15 protein-coding genes are annotated in these 18,733 nt (G+C 52.1%); 8 read left to right on the top strand and 7 right to left on the bottom strand.

Annotated features, from left to right (window positions below; translation table 11 throughout):
- Positions 1-69 precede the first annotated feature (69 nt).
- Positions 70-1,662 (top strand): amidohydrolase, encoded by a 1,593-nt coding sequence (locus tag KI379_RS16075; RefSeq protein WP_212984178.1) that lies wholly within the window; start codon positions 70-72, stop codon positions 1,660-1,662.
- Positions 1,663-2,230: 568 nt separating this feature from the next.
- Here KI379_RS16075 and KI379_RS16070 read toward each other — a convergent pair.
- The 3 genes from KI379_RS16070 to KI379_RS16060 form a co-directional block, all read right to left on the bottom strand.
- Positions 2,231-6,064 (bottom strand): S8 family serine peptidase, encoded by a 3,834-nt coding sequence (locus KI379_RS16070; RefSeq protein ID WP_212984177.1) that lies wholly within the window; start codon positions 6,062-6,064, stop codon positions 2,231-2,233.
- A 392-nt stretch (positions 6,065-6,456) separates the two neighbouring features.
- Complete coding sequence (locus KI379_RS16065; RefSeq protein WP_212984176.1) at positions 6,457-7,089, bottom strand: GyrI-like domain-containing protein; 633 nt, start codon at positions 7,087-7,089, stop codon at positions 6,457-6,459.
- Positions 7,090-7,158: 69 nt separating this feature from the next.
- Positions 7,159-8,133 carry a helix-turn-helix transcriptional regulator gene (locus tag KI379_RS16060; RefSeq protein ID WP_212984175.1) on the bottom strand — a complete coding sequence of 325 codons (975 nt, stop codon included), beginning with the start codon at positions 8,131-8,133 and terminating at the stop codon, positions 7,159-7,161.
- A gap of 169 nt (positions 8,134-8,302) precedes the next feature.
- On the opposite strand from KI379_RS16060, the gene KI379_RS16055 reads away from it, so the two are divergent.
- From KI379_RS16055 to KI379_RS16040, 4 genes are all read left to right on the top strand, one after another.
- A complete protein-coding gene (locus KI379_RS16055) occupies positions 8,303-8,650 on the top strand; it encodes a hypothetical protein (RefSeq protein ID WP_076171542.1) in 348 nt (115 codons plus the stop codon).
- Positions 8,651-9,151: 501 nt separating this feature from the next.
- Positions 9,152-10,597 (top strand): ABC transporter substrate-binding protein, encoded by a 1,446-nt coding sequence (locus KI379_RS16050; RefSeq protein WP_089547804.1) that lies wholly within the window; start codon positions 9,152-9,154, stop codon positions 10,595-10,597.
- 94 nt (positions 10,598-10,691) lie between these two features.
- Positions 10,692-11,585 (top strand): carbohydrate ABC transporter permease, encoded by an 894-nt coding sequence (locus KI379_RS16045; protein ID WP_089547803.1) that lies wholly within the window; start codon positions 10,692-10,694, stop codon positions 11,583-11,585.
- A gap of 15 nt (positions 11,586-11,600) precedes the next feature.
- Positions 11,601-12,434, top strand: a complete 834-nt coding sequence (locus tag KI379_RS16040; RefSeq protein WP_212984174.1) for a carbohydrate ABC transporter permease — start codon at positions 11,601-11,603, stop codon at positions 12,432-12,434.
- 184 nt (positions 12,435-12,618) lie between these two features.
- Here the strand turns inward: KI379_RS16040 and KI379_RS16035 are convergent, their stop codons facing one another.
- Together KI379_RS16035 and KI379_RS16030 are read right to left on the bottom strand one after the other, a co-directional pair.
- Positions 12,619-13,155: a DUF1697 domain-containing protein gene (locus KI379_RS16035; RefSeq protein WP_076171551.1), complete on the bottom strand. Its 537-nt coding sequence runs from the start codon at positions 13,153-13,155 to the stop codon at positions 12,619-12,621.
- Positions 13,156-13,223: 68 nt separating this feature from the next.
- The gene (locus KI379_RS16030) at positions 13,224-14,231 is read right to left on the bottom strand and encodes a tetratricopeptide repeat protein (protein ID WP_212984173.1); all 1,008 of its coding nucleotides are present in this window, start codon (positions 14,229-14,231) and stop codon (positions 13,224-13,226) included.
- A 219-nt stretch (positions 14,232-14,450) separates the two neighbouring features.
- On the opposite strand from KI379_RS16030, the gene KI379_RS16025 reads away from it, so the two are divergent.
- Positions 14,451-15,026, top strand: coding sequence for a TetR/AcrR family transcriptional regulator (locus tag KI379_RS16025; RefSeq protein ID WP_212984172.1), 576 nt, complete (start codon positions 14,451-14,453; stop codon positions 15,024-15,026).
- Between the two features lie 2 nt (positions 15,027-15,028).
- On the top strand, positions 15,029-15,847 hold the full coding sequence (locus KI379_RS16020; RefSeq protein WP_212984171.1) for a DUF2785 domain-containing protein: 819 nt from the start codon (positions 15,029-15,031) through the stop codon (positions 15,845-15,847).
- 118 nt (positions 15,848-15,965) lie between these two features.
- Here KI379_RS16020 and KI379_RS16015 read toward each other — a convergent pair whose 3' ends face one another.
- Positions 15,966-16,907 carry a copper amine oxidase N-terminal domain-containing protein gene (locus KI379_RS16015; protein ID WP_212984170.1) on the bottom strand — a complete coding sequence of 314 codons (942 nt, stop codon included), beginning with the start codon at positions 16,905-16,907 and terminating at the stop codon, positions 15,966-15,968.
- A 164-nt stretch (positions 16,908-17,071) separates the two neighbouring features.
- Between KI379_RS16015 and KI379_RS16010 the strand changes: the two genes are divergently transcribed.
- A complete protein-coding gene (locus KI379_RS16010; RefSeq protein ID WP_244879310.1) occupies positions 17,072-17,686 on the top strand; it encodes an NADPH-dependent F420 reductase in 615 nt (204 codons plus the stop codon).
- 65 nt (positions 17,687-17,751) lie between these two features.
- Here the strand turns inward: KI379_RS16010 and KI379_RS16005 are convergent, their stop codons facing one another.
- Positions 17,752-18,630, bottom strand: coding sequence for a LysR family transcriptional regulator (locus tag KI379_RS16005; protein ID WP_076171566.1), 879 nt, complete (start codon positions 18,628-18,630; stop codon positions 17,752-17,754).
- Positions 18,631-18,733 lie beyond the last annotated feature (103 nt).

The raw sequence follows: 18,733 nt of genomic DNA, 5'->3' as shown, positions 1-18,733 counted from the left end.
TTGTGCTATTCTTGTAGCAGTCAGACATATCGATGATTGAGCAATGTAAGCGATAGAGGAGGGAGCGTCATGGCCAAGTGCTGGACGAACGGAACCATCTACACGATGGAACAGGAACATAAGACGGTTGAAGCGGTAATGACTGAAGGAGGCCGCATCCTTGATGCTGGCGATACGCGGGAACTGAAAGAGAAATTTGGCAGCCAGATCGACGAGGTGATCGATCTTGGCGGGGGCACCCTGTTCCCGGGATTTGTGGACAGTCACATTCACTTGATCGGTCACGGGGAGACCTTTCTCAAGCTGCAGCTTTCCGGTTTGAAGCACCGGGGCGAGCTGCTGGACAAGATTGCCGGACAAGCCCGGCGCCTTCCGCCAGGCACGTGGATCATCGGAGAAGGATGGAACGAAAATGAGTGGGAGGAAGCGCTTCTTCCGACAAGGGTGGAGCTTGACAGGGCCGCCCCGAATCACCCCGTAATGCTGCGGCGCGTCTGCCGGCACGTGCTGACCGTCAATACACTGGCCCTGCAGGAGACCGGCGTTAATGAAGACACAGAGGTGCCAAGCGGCGGAGTCGCGGGAAAAGGCAGTGACGGACGCTTAAACGGTATTTTTAAGGAGCAGGCCCAGGATCTGATCCTGCACCGGATGCCCGGCGTGACTCAGAGCTACCTGGAAACTGCACTGACGATGGCCATTGAAGACTGCTGGAGACAGGGAATCACCGGCTGCCATACGGAAGATCTGAGCTACTATGGCGGCTGTACCCGAACGCTGCAAGCGTTCCAAAAGGTCATTATGGAGGGGCAAAAGAAATTCAGAACGCATTTTCTGATCCACCATCTTGCGCTCGATGAATGGCTCGAGGAAGGAAGGCTTCTTGTGCCCGAATCCGAGTTCCTCGAATACGGGGCGATGAAGCTGTTTGCGGACGGATCCCTGGGCGGAAGAACGGCCTTGCTCAGCCGCCCCTACGCAGATGATCCAGCCACGAGCGGCGTGGCCGTTCATTCGGATGAGGAGCTGGACCGGCTGGTGGCCAAGGCAAGAAGCGCTGGGCTTGCGGCGGCTGCGCATGCAATTGGCGACGGGGCCGCAGAGAAGGTGCTGCACGCATTGGCCGCAAATCCATGCCCGGCGGGCAGGAGGGACCGGCTGATTCACGGGCAGATTTTGCGGGATGAGCTGCTGGCTCAGCTGAAGGAGCTGCCTGCTATCGTCGACATTCAGCCGAGCTTTGTCACCTCTGATTTTCCGTGGGTGCTGGACCGGGTCGGCGATGCGAAGGGGCTGCATGTATACGCTTGGCAGACACTGCTTCGCAGCGGGATTCCTTGTGCCGGCGGATCGGATGCGCCGATCGAAAGCGTCTCGCCTCTTCTAGGCATATACGCTGCCGTAACCCGTATGAAGCCGGGGGATGCTCAAAAGACCGTGTATGGTTCAGATGAGCGGCTCAGCATGTTTGAAGCGATCTCGCTGTATACGACAGGCAGTGCCTATGCAGCAGGGCATGAACTAGACCGGGGACGGATTCATCCGGGATACGCCGCTGATTTTACCGTTCTGGAACGGGACCCGTTCGGCAAACCGCCGGAAACCATTTTGGAAAATAAAGTCCGGATGACGGTTGTCGATGAAACGATCGTATACGGATAGCCTGGTTGGAAGGAACACGGCTGTTGAAGGCGAAAGAAGCGTAATTTTGCTGCTGGGTCAACTTAAGACTGGGTAAATTGAGGTAGTTTTGTTCCAAAAACTCACTATATGAATAATTCACAATAGAAAAATTGTCACAACACCGACCCTAGATTTTCCGAGCTATATCACCATTACAACGTACTTAACAGCAGATCATTTGGAAAAAAGGAGCTGCGAAAAACCATAATTAATATGATGTTAACTTAAAGATCAAGCGTAAATGTAGTTATTCGAGCACTCCGATTATAACGGCTTAAATATTCTGATGGAGAAAGGTTCCGAGGGGTACTTTGTTTCACCGTGCTCGACTGGGAGGAAGCTTTTGCCTGGAACCGGCATGCAGATGTCGGCAATATGCTGCGTTATGAGGTGAACGGTTCGAGGATCGAACAGCACTTCATAAAGGCTTACGGGGCGGGGGAGAATCAAATATCCACCTTTACAAAAAAAGACACAGGCGTTTTGGAGAGTTACTCCAAGACTGCCTGTGTCTTTTTCAAAAGCGAATCAAGTCTTATTCGAATGTTTACTTTCCTTGGCTTTCAGTATTGGTATCTGCACCGGCTGCTGCATTGCTGTCTGCAGCTGGTGTTTGGTTTGTTGCTCCTGTGTTTGCGCCCTCACCGGCAGGACTTGAATCCTGTTGTGCGCCATCACCCGACTGAGCCGGTTGCTGGCTGTTATCCGGCTGCTGGGCAGGATCGGTTTCTGGTGAAGCTGGCTGGTTATCATCCGTAACTGGACTTTGATAAGGGCTCTGGGTTCCATCCGTGCTTTGAGAACCATCCGGGCTTTGTGCCTGGTCTGGGCTTTGATCTTCATTCGTTGTTAAGTTGTCATCAAGATTTTGTGCATCGTCGGAATTGGAGCCTTTGCCAGGTTTTTTGCCACCGGTGACTTCTACGCTGGTACCGGTCAATTTTCCGGATAGAACGGGCTGCTGATTTGAATCGAGCATCGTGACGCTGCTGATCTCAAAATCGTAGGTGCCTGCATCCGAAGCGGTGAAGGAGAAATCCACCAGGGTACCACTTTTGACTGGTTTGTTGAATTCAATGCCGAACACGGCCCGTTTTTTGCCAGTCTGTGCCAAAGATGCTTCCGCATCGGTTGCCGTGACATCATTTTGGATTTTAACCTGCTTGGAAGAAGGTGTAATCTTGTTTAGTTTTAATTTAGCATCGTAAGTTACCTCAACCGTCATAAATTGCACGGCTTGTTTACCTTTGAATTCGACGGAAACGTTAAAGGGTTTACCTGTTTTGATCTTGCCTTGCTTGGCAGACAATTCTACATCTGTGCTTGGGGTCTCCTCCGGCTTGTATTTATACTTATAGGATTTGGCCGCTTTAGCTGTTCCGTTGCCGGCATCGTCAGAAATATACAGGTCGATGTTGTTCGTTCCGTTCTCAAGCGGAACTTCTACGGTGTAATTACCGTACTCGTCGATTGTTCCCTGATATTCGTTATCTTTGCCTTTTACGGAATTGACCGCCTTCACATGGATCAGATCCTGCAGATTCGTGCCGTCGTAGAAGTAATCCAGCAGCAAATCTCCGTTAATCGTTCCTTGAAGCAAGCCGACGTTCGGCTTATCCGGATTAACGACCAGTTCATCCGGCACCGAAGCATCCGGTGCAGTGTTGTCGACCAGGAACTGCGACAGCGAGTCGGTCACTACTTCGGCGGTTTTGTCGCCTTCCTCGACCGTTACCGGAACGATGCCGTATACACCTTCCGGATCAAGGTACACGCGTTTCTTTCCTGGTGTGGTAGCGATATCCACCTTGCCGTCCCATTCATAGGAGTAATAGAAAGGGTCCAGCTTGTTCTGGAAGTCGCGGTCATAGATATATCCTACGTACTCGCCGTTCCCTTCGTCATCAAAACGGTAGACGTCGAATTCGTAATCCACCAATTTTTTATTGAGTGCATAATAAAGGGTTGAGCCTTTGCCTTCGTTGGTGCTGGACAGGTAAATCGGATCGAGTTCTACATTCGAAATATCGGCCAGGTTATAAGTTTCGCCGACATACACGCTGAACGGCACATGAAGGACATGCCCGTTTCCGGCTTGTGTAAAGATCAGCTGACCGTCATACAGGCCATCTGCGGTTCCTTCCGGAATGTTCAGGGATACGTTCAGATCGGCAGTCGATTGGCCTGCGGACAGGCTTACCGATTCCGCTGCCGGCGTCAACACTGGCCCTCCGCCATGATTCCATTTGACCTCAATCGAATAGGACTGATCTGTATTTGCGATATTTTCCACCGTGAGCTTGCGGGTGACGTCCGCTCCTGCACCCTGCAGACCAAAAGAAATGCTGCCGGAGTACGAGGTTTGGTGGGTATCGTCCTGAAGCTGAGCCGGAAGCGATTCTTCCACCTTAACGATGGCATCCGCCTCAGAAGAATTTTTCAGGTCAACGCGGCCGGCGCCTTGCTCGTTGGTGCCATACTCACGGTTATCCCGGTCTTTAATCAGAACCGCATTGTTCGTAAGCAGAGCCTTCACGTCATCCGGCTTCAGCTGAAGCCCTTCTTCGCGCGTCTTTTCCAGCATGAGGGCAGCCGAACCCGCCACATGCGGAGCGGCCATGCTTGTGCCCTGCAGTTCCTCGTAAGCGTTGGTGTAGTCACCGCCAAACGCTGGAATGGAAGACTTGATGCCCACGCCAGGCGCGGTAATGTCCGGCTTGATTGTATAGTTCGGCAGAGCAGGACCTCTGGAGCTCAGGTCTGCGAGCAGGTCGACTTCGGCTTTATAGCCGAACGTTACGTGGTTATTGCCTTTGGCAATCTCGCTCTTCAGCTTCTGGCCGCTTTCCTGGCTGATCGTATAAGCCGGCACGACGTCTTCGGCGCCATTTAGCGTAGCTCCGCCGATTTCGCCTGGCACGTTATTGTAAATGATGACGGCCACGGCGCCGTTGGCGGCCGCGTTTTGCGCTTTCTCAGCGAAGGAGATTTCTCCGCGCTGCACAAACGCCGTTTTGCCCTTTACGTCAATGTTGGCGTAATCGGAAGTACGGCCGAGGCCGGCGTCCACAAGCTCCAAGTCCGCACCTTCCGTTTCCAGCTTCGGCGATGTCGCCGCCAGCTGGGCGTAAGTAATGCCGATGGTGTCGGAAGTGAAAATCGGTGTTTGGAGCGGCGGCGTCGAGGCGCCAACGGAAATGGCCAGCTGTGCCGCAGCCGGGCTGCCAACCGTTTCCGCATCCGGTCCTTCATTGCCGTTGGAGATAACGACGGTGACTCCCGCCAGCGCCGCGTTGTCCGCTGCGATGGCATCCGGCGTATACGAGTTGTTCATATTGGAACCCAGCGACAGGTTAATGACATCCATTCCGTCGCTGACTGCCTTTTCAATCCCGGCAATGACGTTTTCGGTCGAGCCGCTGCCATAAGGACCGAGTACGCGGTATACGTACAGATCCGATCCCGGCGCTACGCCGCGGACCCAGCCCTTGCCCGCATCGGGGTGCTCAGGGTCGCCTCGTCCGGCAACCGTTCCGGAGACATGCGTTCCATGATACGTATCATAGGTGTTGCCATTGCTGTCGAGCGGCTTGCTTGGATCCGGAAGCGTCTCCATCGGATCGGCATCGTTGTCGACAAAGTCATATCCACCTTTGTAGGCGTCCTTCAAGCTGGGATGATTGTAGTCAATACCGGTATCAATGACGCCGACCTTAACACCTTCTCCGTCATATCCCGAATCCCACATGTCTTCCGCACCGATCAGCGGAGCGCTTTCATCCATGTTCGGCGTCATTTCATGCCCGTCCGCAACCGGCAGGGCGTGCATTTCCTCATTCGGGAAGACCGCTTTGACGTTCGGCAGTGTCAGCAGCTTGTCCACTTCGTTCGCCGGGAGCGTCACGGAATAACCGTTAAACACTTTGGAATATTCCCGTTTGAATTTGGCGCCGGTTTTCGATAAAGCTGCCGATTTAAAGGCGCTGTGCTCCTGATTCAAAATGCTGTTGTAACTGCCGAGGGATGAACGGGCCTGTGCTCCCGGTTTGGCCTCATAGACCTTAAGCGGATCGTTCTTCAGCTGAACGATGACCGTTACCGGTTCACTGCTGTCCGAAGGATCTACGAAGTTTTGGGGCTCATCCGGCGCCGCAGCCGCCAGGCTTTGAACAGGGGATGAAGTACCTTGGGCCGGAGGGTTAAGCTTCCAGTCCCCTTGGCGCAGGGAAGATTCCAGATGAATGGCCGAATGGTCGGCCGAACGTAGATCGGGTGCAGCAGCCGCCGACACGCTGGCGTTCGGATAGGCGACACCAATAGCCAGCAAGGCACTTAACAACAGCGTCGAATAAGTACGGATGGTCGATGAACCTTTTTTCAAAAGATGTCCTCCTTTATCGAATGAGATAGGAAATCATGCCGAAAAAACGATCCTCCTTTGCGCGAAACTAATTGAACACTAGTAAAATACATTTTTCATTTTACAATTTTTGCATTCTATTGGGATGAGACAAAAGGTTGATAGGTACTTTGGGCAGGGTGGGCGTTTGCTGTCGAGCAGAGGTGTCGAAATGCTCCAAAACGGCGCTTTCTATGGCATAACGGATATTTTTTGCCTTATCCCATCGGTTAGATAGGTTTATAGAATCGTTAACGTAGGACTAAAGAAAGAGGGAAATGCGAAAGGCTGAAAGACAAAAATCCTCTTGATCTCCCATGAGACGGGAGGCCAAGAGGATCGAAAAGTCCCCCTGCGGGGCTCAGGGGACCTGATCAGTTCTCCTGCTGGGTGACAGGATGCCGCAGGATGGTTCTCATTTTATGGGGGGGCGTTCTGCGCGGATCCGACAAATAAATTTCGTGATGCCGCCCTTTAGGTGTCAGGCGCTGGGCCTCGATATACTCGAAAATCTGGCGGATCGTTTCCGGCTCGGCACTGAACGGACCGACATGCAGCATCTGAACACAATCGCCCTCATACAGGCGTTCGAAGCTCAAGAAGCGAAGGGGGGCAAGATGCGGTTTCTTGTTCACTGCCAGCATCCGGGCTTCTTCGAATCGTTCGCCCGATACATAGTCCGGCATCCGGATCAGCAGCTTCCACATCCAATCCTCCCTGGAAGCGTACATGGAGTCTTGTCCGGAATGGGACCTTGCCCACCAGAGTCCTTCGAGCTTGGCCACGGTAAAATCCTGCTCCTCCTGTTTACACATCCCTTTTATGCCATAAGCTACGGTATAGAGGGCTTCGGTCGCTTCAGCAAATCCTGGTCCGTTTGGATCTCCCTCACCGTCAATCGTGAGATAGGGGATCTCATCAAAATAGCATTTTTGCGGTTCTTGAGGCGCGGAATAATACGAGGGGTTCGCTTTGGTCAAATCCAGCTTGCGGTTATCCAGTTTCATAAGGTTATACTCCTTTCTTGTATTACAGGATAACCGCATCATACGACAACTTCCCTGACAGCTAGATTGTCAGGGAAGTTTAGGGCTTGTATGATGTTCGGCAATTTCGTGACAAAGTTCGGCGATCCGTTCTCCCAGCAGGGATGGTTCCAGCACAGATACCAGCGTACCGAAGGAAAGAAGAAGGTGGGGCATATAGGTCAGCATCACGGAGGGCGGCATTTCAAACCGAAGCTCCCGGTCCATGTGTTTGGTCAGAAACGGCTGCACGAAATATTGATTCCCGATGGACTCCAATACATCCGAATCGCCGCCAATTCGCACCGTAACCCAGGATGCATCCGTTTTCGAATAACCGGCCAAGGTATCCCTGGCCAGATCAGTAAACGAAACATCCTCCGGCCTCGCAAACGTTTCTTCCGTTACCTCCAGCTGCTCAATCCGGTCGCCGCGAAACATTCGGACAGAACCCCGCAGCTCACAGTAAGCGGCGACATACCAGCGGTTCGTCCGGTAAGCCAAGCGGTAGGGATGGATGCGGCGCATCCGCTCAGCATCTCCAGTCGTGTTGGCATATTGAATGCAGCACACACGGGAATGGGCGGCCGCTTCTTCAAGGTCGGAAAGTAACCGCTTAATCTCCCGGCTGGTTGAATAGGGGACGGCTTCCAGCCCGGCCTGGTGGCGCCTTAATTGTTCTCCTTGGTCCTCATTCAGCCGGTGGCTGATTTTATCGAGCGCATGTTCCAGAGCGTCCGCAAACGGATACCCTGCCTGGGAGGCGATCCGCGCGCTGTGAGCCATCGCTTTCAATTCATTGGTGTCAAAAAACAGCGGCGACTCCCGAAAGGAGTCCGGAAGAGTGTATCCGCCCCCATGACCCGGTTCCGCGACGACCGGAACGCCGCTCTGGCATAGGAGGTCGACATAACGGTAGACGGTGCGGACGCTGATTTCCAACGCTTCGGCCAATTGTTCCGCCGTCATTTTACCCCTCGAGCGCAAAAGCCACAGCAGCGACAGCATGTAATCCAGTTTGGGCATATGATGAGCCAGCCTTCCATTTTTTATAGTAAAAATGCAAATAAATGGGATATTCATCCGTTCTCCGTTTGTATGATATTCCCACAGTACCATGGGCACGTCCGCGATGCAAAATCCATCCTAAAACCGCTTCGGCGCACATATGGTGTAGGTAGAAGGGAGTGGGAAGATGGACAAGATCGTAGACAGGTATTACCTGCTGAAGCAGCGGCAGAGAGAAACGGAGCAGGAGCTTAAGCAGCTTCGCGAAGAAATTACAGCCTATTGTGAGAAGCAGCAGGCCGAGCAGCTGGAGATTGGTGCCTACAAGGTGAAGCTGGTATCGCAAATCCGCAAGGAATACGATGATCAGAAGCTGTACGAAGCGCTGCCGGACCCGGATTTGTGGCGGCTGATGTCCAAAGCGGACGGATCGAAAATTTCCAGTCTGGTCCGCCTGCGTGTTATCCCGGAAGAGAGGCTGGAGGATACGTACGAGGTCAAGCAAATCAAGCTGCTGCATGTGGATAAAATATAACTTCGAGATAGAAGACTGCCCGGGTAAGGGCAGTCTTTTTGTTGATCTCATATAGCTTCTCACACCAGGCCAAACAGCTTCTCCGAAGAGAAGCTGTTAGTTTTTGTACCATATCGCAATCAATTGCATCCAGCCGCTTACGACTTCAACAGACGTTACTTTTTCTCAAGCATCCTCCTCTTTTAGAAATGTCAACTAAAATTCATGCCCATTATAGACATCGCTTACATTTGGTGGCAATCAATCATTCGTGCAGCGGGTGTGCAATGCTCGGAAATGGGAGAAGGTGTTGAAATTGTTGATGCAGCAGCGGATTGGTTTGTTGAAAGCGGAGATCGAAGAGATTTGCAGGTGTCCTGTAAGTGAAATGGTTCTGTCCGGCCGTCCCCAAAATGTTGTTATGAAAACCTGAAATGCTAATACACATACATAGTAAAGCGCTTTACTCCAAGGCTTCAAGGCAGAGATCTCAAGGCTTTACATCAAAAAGGAGGGGCAAGCATGGTCAAAGGGAAAAAGAAATGGCTGCTCGGATCCACCGCGCTCTTCTGCGCGTTAACGGTGGCGATGGCAGGCTGCTCAAGCGGCAGCGGCGGTACGAAGACGGCGGAGCCGGGAACGGATACGACTACGACCACGACTACCGGCAATACGGATTCTTCAGGCGAAGGAACCGCCAAGACGAAAACGACGATATCGATCACTTACCGGGACGACGGAATCGGGGAGAAAGGCACGTTCTACAAATGGCTGAAAGAGCTGTCCGAATCGTATCCGAACAAGGATGTGGAAATCAAGCCGACACCGATTCAGGCGTCCGAAGGGGATTATTTTGCCAAAGTGGCTCTGGCGCTGAAGTCCAAGGACACCGCTCCGGATATCGTTACGGAGGATACGTTTATCCTCAATTCCGATGCCAGTGCCGGTTACCTGGAACCGCTGGATGACAAAGTCAAGGCTTGGGAGGACTGGACGAACGGCTCCTTTATCGAGGCGATGAAAAAAGGGGTTACGGCCAGCGACGGCAAGGTGTACGGAGTACCGTACAACACCGATTCGCGTGGACTGTGGTACAACAAAGAGATTTTCAAACAGGCGGGACTTCCCGAGGACTGGCAGCCAAAAACGTGGGACGACGTGCTGAACGCGGCCCGGACGATCAAAGAGAAAACGAAGGATGTCGTGCCGATCTGGATGAACATGGGCAAGGCGACAGGGGAAGCCACCTCGATGCAAACTTACGAAATGCTGCTGTATGGCACCGGGGAGCGTCTGTATGACAACGATACCAGCAAATGGATCATCAAAAGCCAGGGCATCATCGACGCATTGACTTTCATCCAGACAGTCAACAAGGAGAAGCTCGGACCTCCGCTGTCCAAAGTGCTGAACGGCCAGGCGGGCAACACCGCATCCCGCGAATATTTGCCGAAAGGCAAGCTGGCGATTTCGCTCGACGGATCGTGGATTACCGGCAACTACTTTGATACCGGAGCAGCGCCTTGGCCGGAGTATAAAGACGTGCTGGGCTTTGCCCCGATGCCGACCAGCAAAGGCCAGGATCCGGGTTCCATCACGCTCGCCGGCGGATGGGCGCTGTCGATCCCGAGCAACGCGCAGCATAAGGACGAAGCATGGGACTTCATTAAGTACGCTTTGAACAAGGACAACACGAAAAAGCTGGTCATCGCTTCCGGCAACATTACCGTTCGTGCGGACGTGGCCAAGGATCCCGAATATACAGCTCAGCCGTTTAACGGCATCGCCACGGAATACCTGCAGCATGCCGAATTCAGACCGGCGCAGGACAAATATCCGGAAGTGTCCACGCAGATCCAGACGATGGTCGAAAGCGTCGCCACCGGAACCTCGCCTGCAGATGCAGCGAAGAAGTACGCGCAGGACGTAACCCGGATTGTCGGTGAGGACCATATCGTAGAGAAGTAATGGATCAAAGCTTGCTCATGCTGCTGCTTCCGGCGGGAAAAGCGCGTGGGCAAGCGGTTTTATTTTCAGCTTAGGGGAAGGAGACGTAACCTCGATGAGCAGTTTGACCGTATCTTCGGTGTACAAAAAAAGAAAGTCGTATACATGGCTCTACTTCCTGCTTCCTTCAATCGCGATCATGCTCGTGTTTTTCATTTATCCGATCCTGTTAACGTTTTTCTATTCATTCACCAACCTGGCGTTGACGGGGGAAGCGGCCAAGGAACTGAAATTCGTCGGCTTCGACAACTATGTCCGCATGTTCCATGACCCCACGGTCCGGGTGAGCATTTGGAACACGCTGATCTTCCTGATCGGCTCGGCTGTCATCGGCCAGCAGGTGCTCGGATTTATCATTGCGCTCTTGATGAAGCACAAGAATCGGCTGTTTCGCCGGGTCATCGGCACGATCGTATTGGCTGGGTGGGTCACGCCGGAAATCGTCTGCGCGCTGTGCTTATACAGCTTTTTCGGCGATGAAGGGACGCTGAATGCCATTCTCTCCTTCGTCGGGATCTCCGATGTAACCTGGCTTTATACCGTACCGATGCTGACCATCATTTTAGCGAACATTTGGCACGGTACCGCCTTTTCGATGCTGGTATTCCAGGCTGCACTCGACGACGTGCCGACGGAGATCGAAGAAGCGGCCGTCGTCGACGGCGCCTCCCGGCTGCAAATCTTGTTCCGGATCACCATCCCTTACATAAAGGACACCATTCTGACCAATATGATGCTCGTCACGCTGCAGACGCTGGGCGTTTTTGGCCTGATCTATGCGATGACGGGCGGGGGACCGGGAACGTCGACGACGACGCTGCCGATTTTTATGTACAACCAGGCTTTCGTCAATTACCAGCTCGGGTACGGCACGGCCATATCGCTGCTGCTCCTCCTGCTGGGCATCGTGCTGAGCCTGTTCTACATCCGCTCAATGAAAGAGCAATAAACAAGGAGACTTCGTATGAACGCGAAACAACGCAAACTCATCTACCGTATTCTGCCGTATTTGATCCTTACCGTCATCGGGATCTGCTTTTTGCTTCCGCTGCTGTGGGTGCTGGTCGCGTCCGTCGATCCCAATGCGATGCAGTCGCTCAAAATGCCAACCCGGCTCACAGGGGCCAATTACGGCGACGTGATCACGAACGGCGAGAACCAGCGCGCCTTTCTGATCGGTCTCTTCATGTCGCTCGGCCAAGCCGTCATCGTTGTCCTTCTCGGTCTGCTGGCCGCATACCCACTGTCCCGTTATCAAATGAAATATAAGAAACCGTTTATGCTGACCATTCTGTTCATGACCTCGCTGCCGATTACGGCGGTCATGGTTCCGGTGTATCAGCTGTTTCTCAGCCTGAAGCTGTACAACAATATTTTTGGCGTCATTCTGTTCTATGTCGCTTCCTCGATGCCGTACGGCATTTGGATGCTGAAAAATTTCATGGATTCCGTGCCGAACGATATGGAGGAGGCCGCATGGGTCGACGGCGCGTCGGTGTTCACCGGCATTCGCAAAGTCGTAGCCCCGCTCATGATCCCCGGGATCTGCACCGTGGCTATCTTTACGTTCTCCGGAAGCTGGGGCAATTTCTTCGTCCCTTACATCTTGCTGCAATCCCCGGAAAATTTCCCGGCGTCGCTCAAGCTGTATCAGTTTTTCGGCCAATACGGCATGGCGGATTACGGCAAGCTGGCGGCATTCTCCGTCCTTTATGCGCTTCCGTCGGTCGTGCTGTATATTTTGTCGCAGCAGTTTATGTCCAAAGGATTTGGGCTGCAGGGAGGTACAAAAGGGTAAACGGTGCGTTTTGTATTTAGTTGGGCTGGGCCGAGTCTACTTGCCGGGTCTATGTCACAAGACGTGAAAAAGCAGGCAGCGGAACGGGAACGTTCCTTTGCCTGCTTTTTTTGGTAAAGCGGGGTGTTTCCGGCGTGATAGCTTCTTCGTTAGATAGATTTCCAGTGGACGGGCTGCCGGCTGCTTACAACGTTTTGGCCAGCTCGTTCAGCTTATTCATCGTATTCCAGTTTCGCGACGTAGCCGGAGCGTCAGCCTTGGACAAATTCGCGGCAAGCTTGGAGTCCCGGATACTTTGCCGAAGCATCAGGTATACGACATCGCCGTCGGTGTGGAAGTCATCTCCGCCTTTGTCTAAGGCCGCCAGCTTGTCCAGCGCTTCCTGGCTGGGCTGGGTGGTGCGAATAGAGACATGGATGCTTTCACCTTCGCCCAAAGCAGAGGCGTCATATGGACATCCCGCGATGATCTTCTGCATTTCCTCCGCAGATTTCAGGGCGACCGATACCGGCTTGCCGATCGCCTTTTCCAAAAACTGCTCCATTTTGGACTTCAGTCCAAGCGGCTCTTCATCGCTTTTAAACAAGACGTTCCCGCTTTGAATATACGTTTTGACATCGTGGAAGCCCATGTCTTCGAACATTTTCTTGAGCTCGGTCATTTTCACCAGATTATGTCCGCCAACGTTAATGCCCCGCAGCAGTGCGATATATACTGTCATCCATCGGCCGCCCCGTTTCGTTTTTTAAAACAGTATACCATACATTTACTGGAATTCAGCATATGGATTCACGTGCGATCGTTCAATTGTTCCAGTCTTTCTTCTGCTCTGTGAACAGAAAGTGGGAGCTTGAGTTCATGCCCTAAATAGAGAGCTTTTTCATAATAAGTACGGGCGGTATCAGCCCTTTGTTGGGTGAGTTCAATATCGCCAAGGGTGAGGCAGGAGGAGGAAACGGCTCTTAGATAGCCCATCTCCTCTCCCAAGCGGGTGGCGGTTTCAGCATGCTGCCGAGCCGTTTCGATCTGGCCGCGTTTGAGGTAAATGTCGCTCAGCAGCAAATGATCCAGCGGCAAATGGGGCTTGAACCCTGCTGTTTCTCGCATGAATAAAGCGTGCTGTGCAAACCTTAACGCTTCGTCCAGGTCTCCGGATTGAAACGCATGGAAAGCAAAGTGGCGGGCAGGCTCGCTCTGCTCTAATGGAAAATGGTGCTCCTCAGCGATTCGGGCTGCCTGGGCGTAATAATTCAGGGCCATCTCTTTCTTTTGCCAGCGTTCATACACGGTACCGATTTGAAAATACGATTCGCTTATACCGCGGTTGTCCTGAATTTCGACCCTCAGCTTCAATGCCAGCTCATGATAATTCAAAGCCTCCTTATATTGTCCTGCGGTGCTCTCGATCGTTGAGCTCGCATTCAGTTCAACAAAATAGTGGGCCGTACCAAGGGAGCTTAGCGCATCGGCCAGGCCTTTTCGGTCATTGGATTGCTCAGCGAGACGCCTGGCTTCGTTCAATATAGAAAACATAGGTTCCGGTTCGGCGTTAGTGTAGACATATTCATTGGCTTGTATTTTGCCAAGCTGCAGCAAAATCGGAAGACGTAGGTGCTGCGCCTCGCAGATGCCGGTGATCGGGAGAAGCTGATTCAGGATGTGCAGCGCCTCCTTGGACCGCCCGTTCCAAAAGTATGCCGTGGTGATTTCAACAAGTTCTGTTATCGCGTTGTTGAATCTGCCGTCAAGATCACTTTTTGCTTCATGCATTGTGTCCGCTGTATATTCTTCCACCATTAAATTTCCCCTTTCATAGTTGAACGTAGATATTCACAAGAACATAAGGTGATATCCCTTTCTTCGCAGAAGTCAGTTGAGATATGATTATTTTAGGTCGGTGCAAGGCAGTGAACCATATACAAATTGCAGCCAGTGTTCAGTTTTGAACAGTAAGGGAGAATTGTACAGCAGTAGGTCATTGATCATGAGCGATATCCAACTATGGGAGGGATAGATATGGCATCCACAGATAAAAACGGTGATCGCAGAATCGAGCGCACACGTCAGCTGCTTCGGGAAGGTTTCGTCGAGATGATCCGGGAAAAGGGCTTTTCCGCCATGAGCGTGCAGGACATCGCGGAAAGGGCGAATGTGAGCCGGGGGACGTTTTACATCCATTACACGGATAAATATATGCTCCTGGAACATGTCATCCGGGACAACTTCGGCAAGCTGCTGATGAATGCCGTTTCGCCGAATTCTCCATGGAACCGCGAAACAGCACGAAAGATCGTGATTGCCGTTCTTCAGTGCTTTGAGGGTAAATATAGCCACCGGCAGCCATCCAGCAGGGTACCGGTTTCAATTTTGGAGGAGACCATCCATGAAGAATTAACCCGTTATATCTCAGGTTTGATGAGGAATGATCCTGGATATCCGCTAGATGATCCATTGCAGCTTAAGGCACGGGCAAGGGCCGTTAGTTGGGCTATTTTTGGTCCGGCTATTCAGTGGGCGCGAGAGCCGCGGACTATGTCCGAAGAACAGATGGCAGAGGTTATTTTGTCCGTGGTGGAAGTGGGGAGGAGGTAGCGTTGAAAAGGCGGCTTGAGGAGTTAATAGCCATATCAAAGGAGTCGATGACGCGTGAATTGGCCAACGAAATGATCTCCTTTATGCTGGAGAACATCGGTGCGACTGATCCCCGGCTTCGAGACGAGCTCATATACAGAACACTAGCCCGATGGATACATAACGATTTTTTTAACGAAGACCAACGGGAGCATATTCTTACCAAAGCTATTGATGATAACCATTTATTTTATCAAATTGGTGAAGTGTGCACAGATTCGGTGTTTAAACGTTCATTTTCGGCACTTGCTGCAGCTACTGTATTACAGAAAGACCAGATTGAAGTCCGACTTGACCGAGATACCGTAAGCAGGCTCCTTGAACGGGTCTGCCAGTATCTCGAAATGGAGCAGGATACGAGAGGATATGTGGAAGGGAAGGGTTGGGCTCACGCGATAGCACATGGGGCAGATTTATTGGCAGCGGCCGTAAGACATCCACTTAGTCCTGGTGATGAGGCGGATTGGCGAATATTAAATGTTATGGGCCAAACCCTGTACAAAGGAGACGTTTACACAGACGACGAGGACGAAAGATTGATCCAAGTTTTAATAGCTCTACTTCATCGAAAAGATCGTAGAGAAGTGGATCTCGGCCTTTGGCTGCAAGGGATCGCTCATGATCTAGTTCGGATTCATGCTGATGAGGGAGCCACGTTATACTTTTTTCGCTCAAGAACGAATGTAATGAACTTTTTCAAGACATTGTATTTTTATCCGGCTGGTGAGGAGTACCGCAAAAATCTTGAAGGCCACATATTGATGCTTCAAAATATGATTTAAAAGCAAAAGTGCACTTAAACGAGTTCATTCGAGCTGAAATTCGGCAGAATGGCTGAGTTTGGTGCACTTTTGATTTATAGACTCCGCATGAATATCTACATGAAGCTATATGCAACGATCATTTCTTCACATCTGTCCGGACCTCATCGGGGAGCTTTAGAGTAAGGGTTCCGGACTGCTCCCGAATCTCCCCGTCTTGCGTCATCTTATATGCCAGCTTGTTCAGCTTTCCATCCGGATCCAGACGTCCCGCCGTGTACGTATTGATGTCCACAATGCTCCCTTCGCGGTAATAAAAATAGGTCGTATCCTTCCAGGGTAACGGTCCGGTTGCGTCCGTAAATTTCTGCTGTGCAAACAGCTCCTCCACAGGTCTCACGCCCGGCGAGATATGCGCCTGCCAGGTGACGATCTGCATACCACCTTTTAACTCGATCCTAGACACCAGGTTGTCGGAGATGACGTAATACCGGGTGCCCACCCCTTGAGGGAAGAGAAGGATAGTGCTGAACCCTTCGGAAGTATGCTCGCTGCTCAAGGCTTCATGCTCATAATGCAGGCGACTGTTCATATCGAGCATCATCCGGCGGGCGTCGGCCAGGTCACCTGAATTCAGCACATCCAGCTGCATCGGATTCAGCGGAGACTGAAACGATACCGTCGTGCCCTTCACCTCCAGACGGTACCCCAGCCATTCGCTCCACAATCGCAGCGGTACATACATTTGATTGTGAATTTTCTGCATAGGCACGTCCAGCTTGATTTTCGTCGACCCATCTCCCTGTTTCACTACAACTGCGTTTCTACCAAGCGGAATCACTACCTTCTCCGACCATTTGCGGACGGTCGCTGTTTGGGTTTTGGCATCCCAGGAAACCGTTGCATGGATGGAATTGGCTAAGGTACGCAAGGGGACCAGCACCCGTCCGTCTTTCAGCACAGGTGCTGCATTCGGAACTTCTACATTTTCCATATATACCTTGTCCGGAACAGCCGCATAGACAGACGAGCCTGACATGAGCAAGCATGCCGCAGTGATCGCCCCAATCATCTTTTTCATACAAAGTTCACTCCTTTTTATCTAAGACGTCTGAATAGGGGAAGAGGTTACCCGGATTAAAAATGTTGATGTCATGACTTGCGCTGGAGACGGCTCCAGCGATTAGAATGCTTGAGAGAGGGGCTTGCTCCCCCTCAATCTATCCATCGAAAAGGAGAATGACCATGAAAATAGGTGTAATCGGAACGGGACACATGGGTGGAACGCTCGGGAAAAAATGGGCCGCAGAGGGGCATGAGGTAATGTTCGGCACTCGGGATCCGCATCATGAGCGAATTCAAGCTCTGCTTCAGGAGGCCGGCCCTCAGGCACAGGCGGGAACCGTGCGGGAAGCGGCTGCTTTTGGCGAAGTCATCCTGCTGGCCGTGATGGCGGACGATGTGGAAAGGGTGCTGGCGGAAGCCGGGGCTCTGGCCGGCAAAGTTTTGATCAACTGCACCATCCGTTTTGACGGGCAGTCGGCCGATTTGGAGGTGCGTAGACTGGCGCAGGAGGCCAGGGTTGTCCGGGCATTCCATACCCTTACTTGGGAAGTGCTTGCCCAGCCCCGATACGAGGAGGGCAATGCCACCGTTTATATCAGCGGGGAGGATGCCGAAGCAAAGGATACGGTTGCCCGGTTGTCCCGCGACATCGGGTTGGATCCGGTGGATGTCGGCGATTCCGTAAACATGGAACGGATAGATGCCGGGATCGGCATGCTATGGCAGGCACTGTCTCCCTTGTTCGGACGCGATTTCGGCTTTCGCCTGCTCCGGCGGGAGTCGATGGATGCTTAAATCCGGGAGCGGGTCCATCATTACTCATCCGTGAACTTTATATCAGGCAGTATTCCAGTTTTAAGCTACGACAAAAAGCCAATAAACCGTTTGGATGCAGCCGAAAGAGGAACGTTTTTGAGCGTCGCAATCCCGATGTGCCGAAGTGGAATTGGAGGTGTCAAAGGGATCTCCACCAGCTTGCCCGAGGCTAACTCTTCGGTGATGAATTGGCGCGTAATGAAGGTGAGCCCAAATCCGCTCTGGGCAAACTGGACTAAGAGATCGAGGCTGCCAAGCTCGAATTCGGGATGAAGGGTCGTGCCATGCGCCCCGGCGTAGCTGTCAAGAAATCGGCGCGTACTTCCACCCGGTTCCAGAAGCAGCAGCGGGTACTGGTGAAGCTCCGCCAAAGGCAGCGGCTGCCGTGCCAATTCCGCATACTTCGGATGCCCGACAAGGCAGTCCTGCTGGGGAGCGCTTGGCCGAAAATCGATTTTGGGATCCTCCGCAGGCAGGTTTACGATCCCGAAGTCGATTTTTCCTTCTTTTAACAAGGTGATCGTCTCCGGCGTCGTCCGGTTCGTGACATGCACCCGGATGTCCGGATACTGCTGGTGGAACTGTTCGAGGCATGGCAGCAGGTAGTGTTTGCACAAGGTGTCGCTCGCTCCGATATGGATTTCCCCAAGCAGCAGATTTTGCATCTCGGCCATCTTTTTCTCCCCGATGTCCAGCATCTGCATGGCCTGTTCCACATAGCTGTACAACACTTCGCCTTCTGCGGTTAATGTGACTCCTTTTGCTGACCGGAAAAATAAAGCCCCGCCAAGAGCACCTTCCAATTGCTTTAACGTATGGCTGACCGCAGGCTGGGTAATATGCAGCTGCTCTGCCGCCTTTGTCAAACTGCCAAGCTTGGCCGTCCAGTAAAAAACACGGTACCATTCCATTTGAATATTCATTGTCATTACCTCAGTTTATATCAATCATTATTAATATCAATTTTACTTATGTGACTAATCCAAATTATAATGATCGCTGTAAAGGAAAACAAGAGGAGGCCAA

The organism is Paenibacillus cineris (assembly GCF_018333335.1).
Taxonomy (GTDB): domain Bacteria; phylum Bacillota; class Bacilli; order Paenibacillales; family Paenibacillaceae; genus Paenibacillus_AQ; species Paenibacillus_AQ favisporus.
Note: the sequence above shows the minus strand (reverse complement) of the source record. Positions and strands in the feature narration are given on the sequence as shown.

Coding starts and splice junctions, on each gene's coding strand:
- KI379_RS16005 (WP_076171566.1), bottom strand. CDS start 18,630: ATGAATATTCAAATGGAATGGTACCGTGTTTTTTACTGGACGGCCAAG.
- KI379_RS16065 (WP_212984176.1), bottom strand. CDS start 7,089: ATGAAACTGGATAACCGCAAGCTGGATTTGACCAAAGCGAACCCCTCG.
- KI379_RS16050 (WP_089547804.1), top strand. CDS start 9,152: ATGGTCAAAGGGAAAAAGAAATGGCTGCTCGGATCCACCGCGCTCTTC.
- KI379_RS16030 (WP_212984173.1), bottom strand. CDS start 14,231: ATGGTGGAAGAATATACAGCGGACACAATGCATGAAGCAAAAAGTGAT.
- KI379_RS16040 (WP_212984174.1), top strand. CDS start 11,601: ATGAACGCGAAACAACGCAAACTCATCTACCGTATTCTGCCGTATTTG.
- KI379_RS16025 (WP_212984172.1), top strand. CDS start 14,451: ATGGCATCCACAGATAAAAACGGTGATCGCAGAATCGAGCGCACACGT.
- KI379_RS16045 (WP_089547803.1), top strand. CDS start 10,692: ATGAGCAGTTTGACCGTATCTTCGGTGTACAAAAAAAGAAAGTCGTAT.
- KI379_RS16075 (WP_212984178.1), top strand. CDS start 70: ATGGCCAAGTGCTGGACGAACGGAACCATCTACACGATGGAACAGGAA.
- KI379_RS16035 (WP_076171551.1), bottom strand. CDS start 13,155: ATGACAGTATATATCGCACTGCTGCGGGGCATTAACGTTGGCGGACAT.
- KI379_RS16060 (WP_212984175.1), bottom strand. CDS start 8,133: ATGCCCAAACTGGATTACATGCTGTCGCTGCTGTGGCTTTTGCGCTCG.
- KI379_RS16055 (WP_076171542.1), top strand. CDS start 8,303: ATGGACAAGATCGTAGACAGGTATTACCTGCTGAAGCAGCGGCAGAGA.
- KI379_RS16015 (WP_212984170.1), bottom strand. CDS start 16,907: ATGAAAAAGATGATTGGGGCGATCACTGCGGCATGCTTGCTCATGTCA.
- KI379_RS16010 (WP_244879310.1), top strand. CDS start 17,072: ATGAAAATAGGTGTAATCGGAACGGGACACATGGGTGGAACGCTCGGG.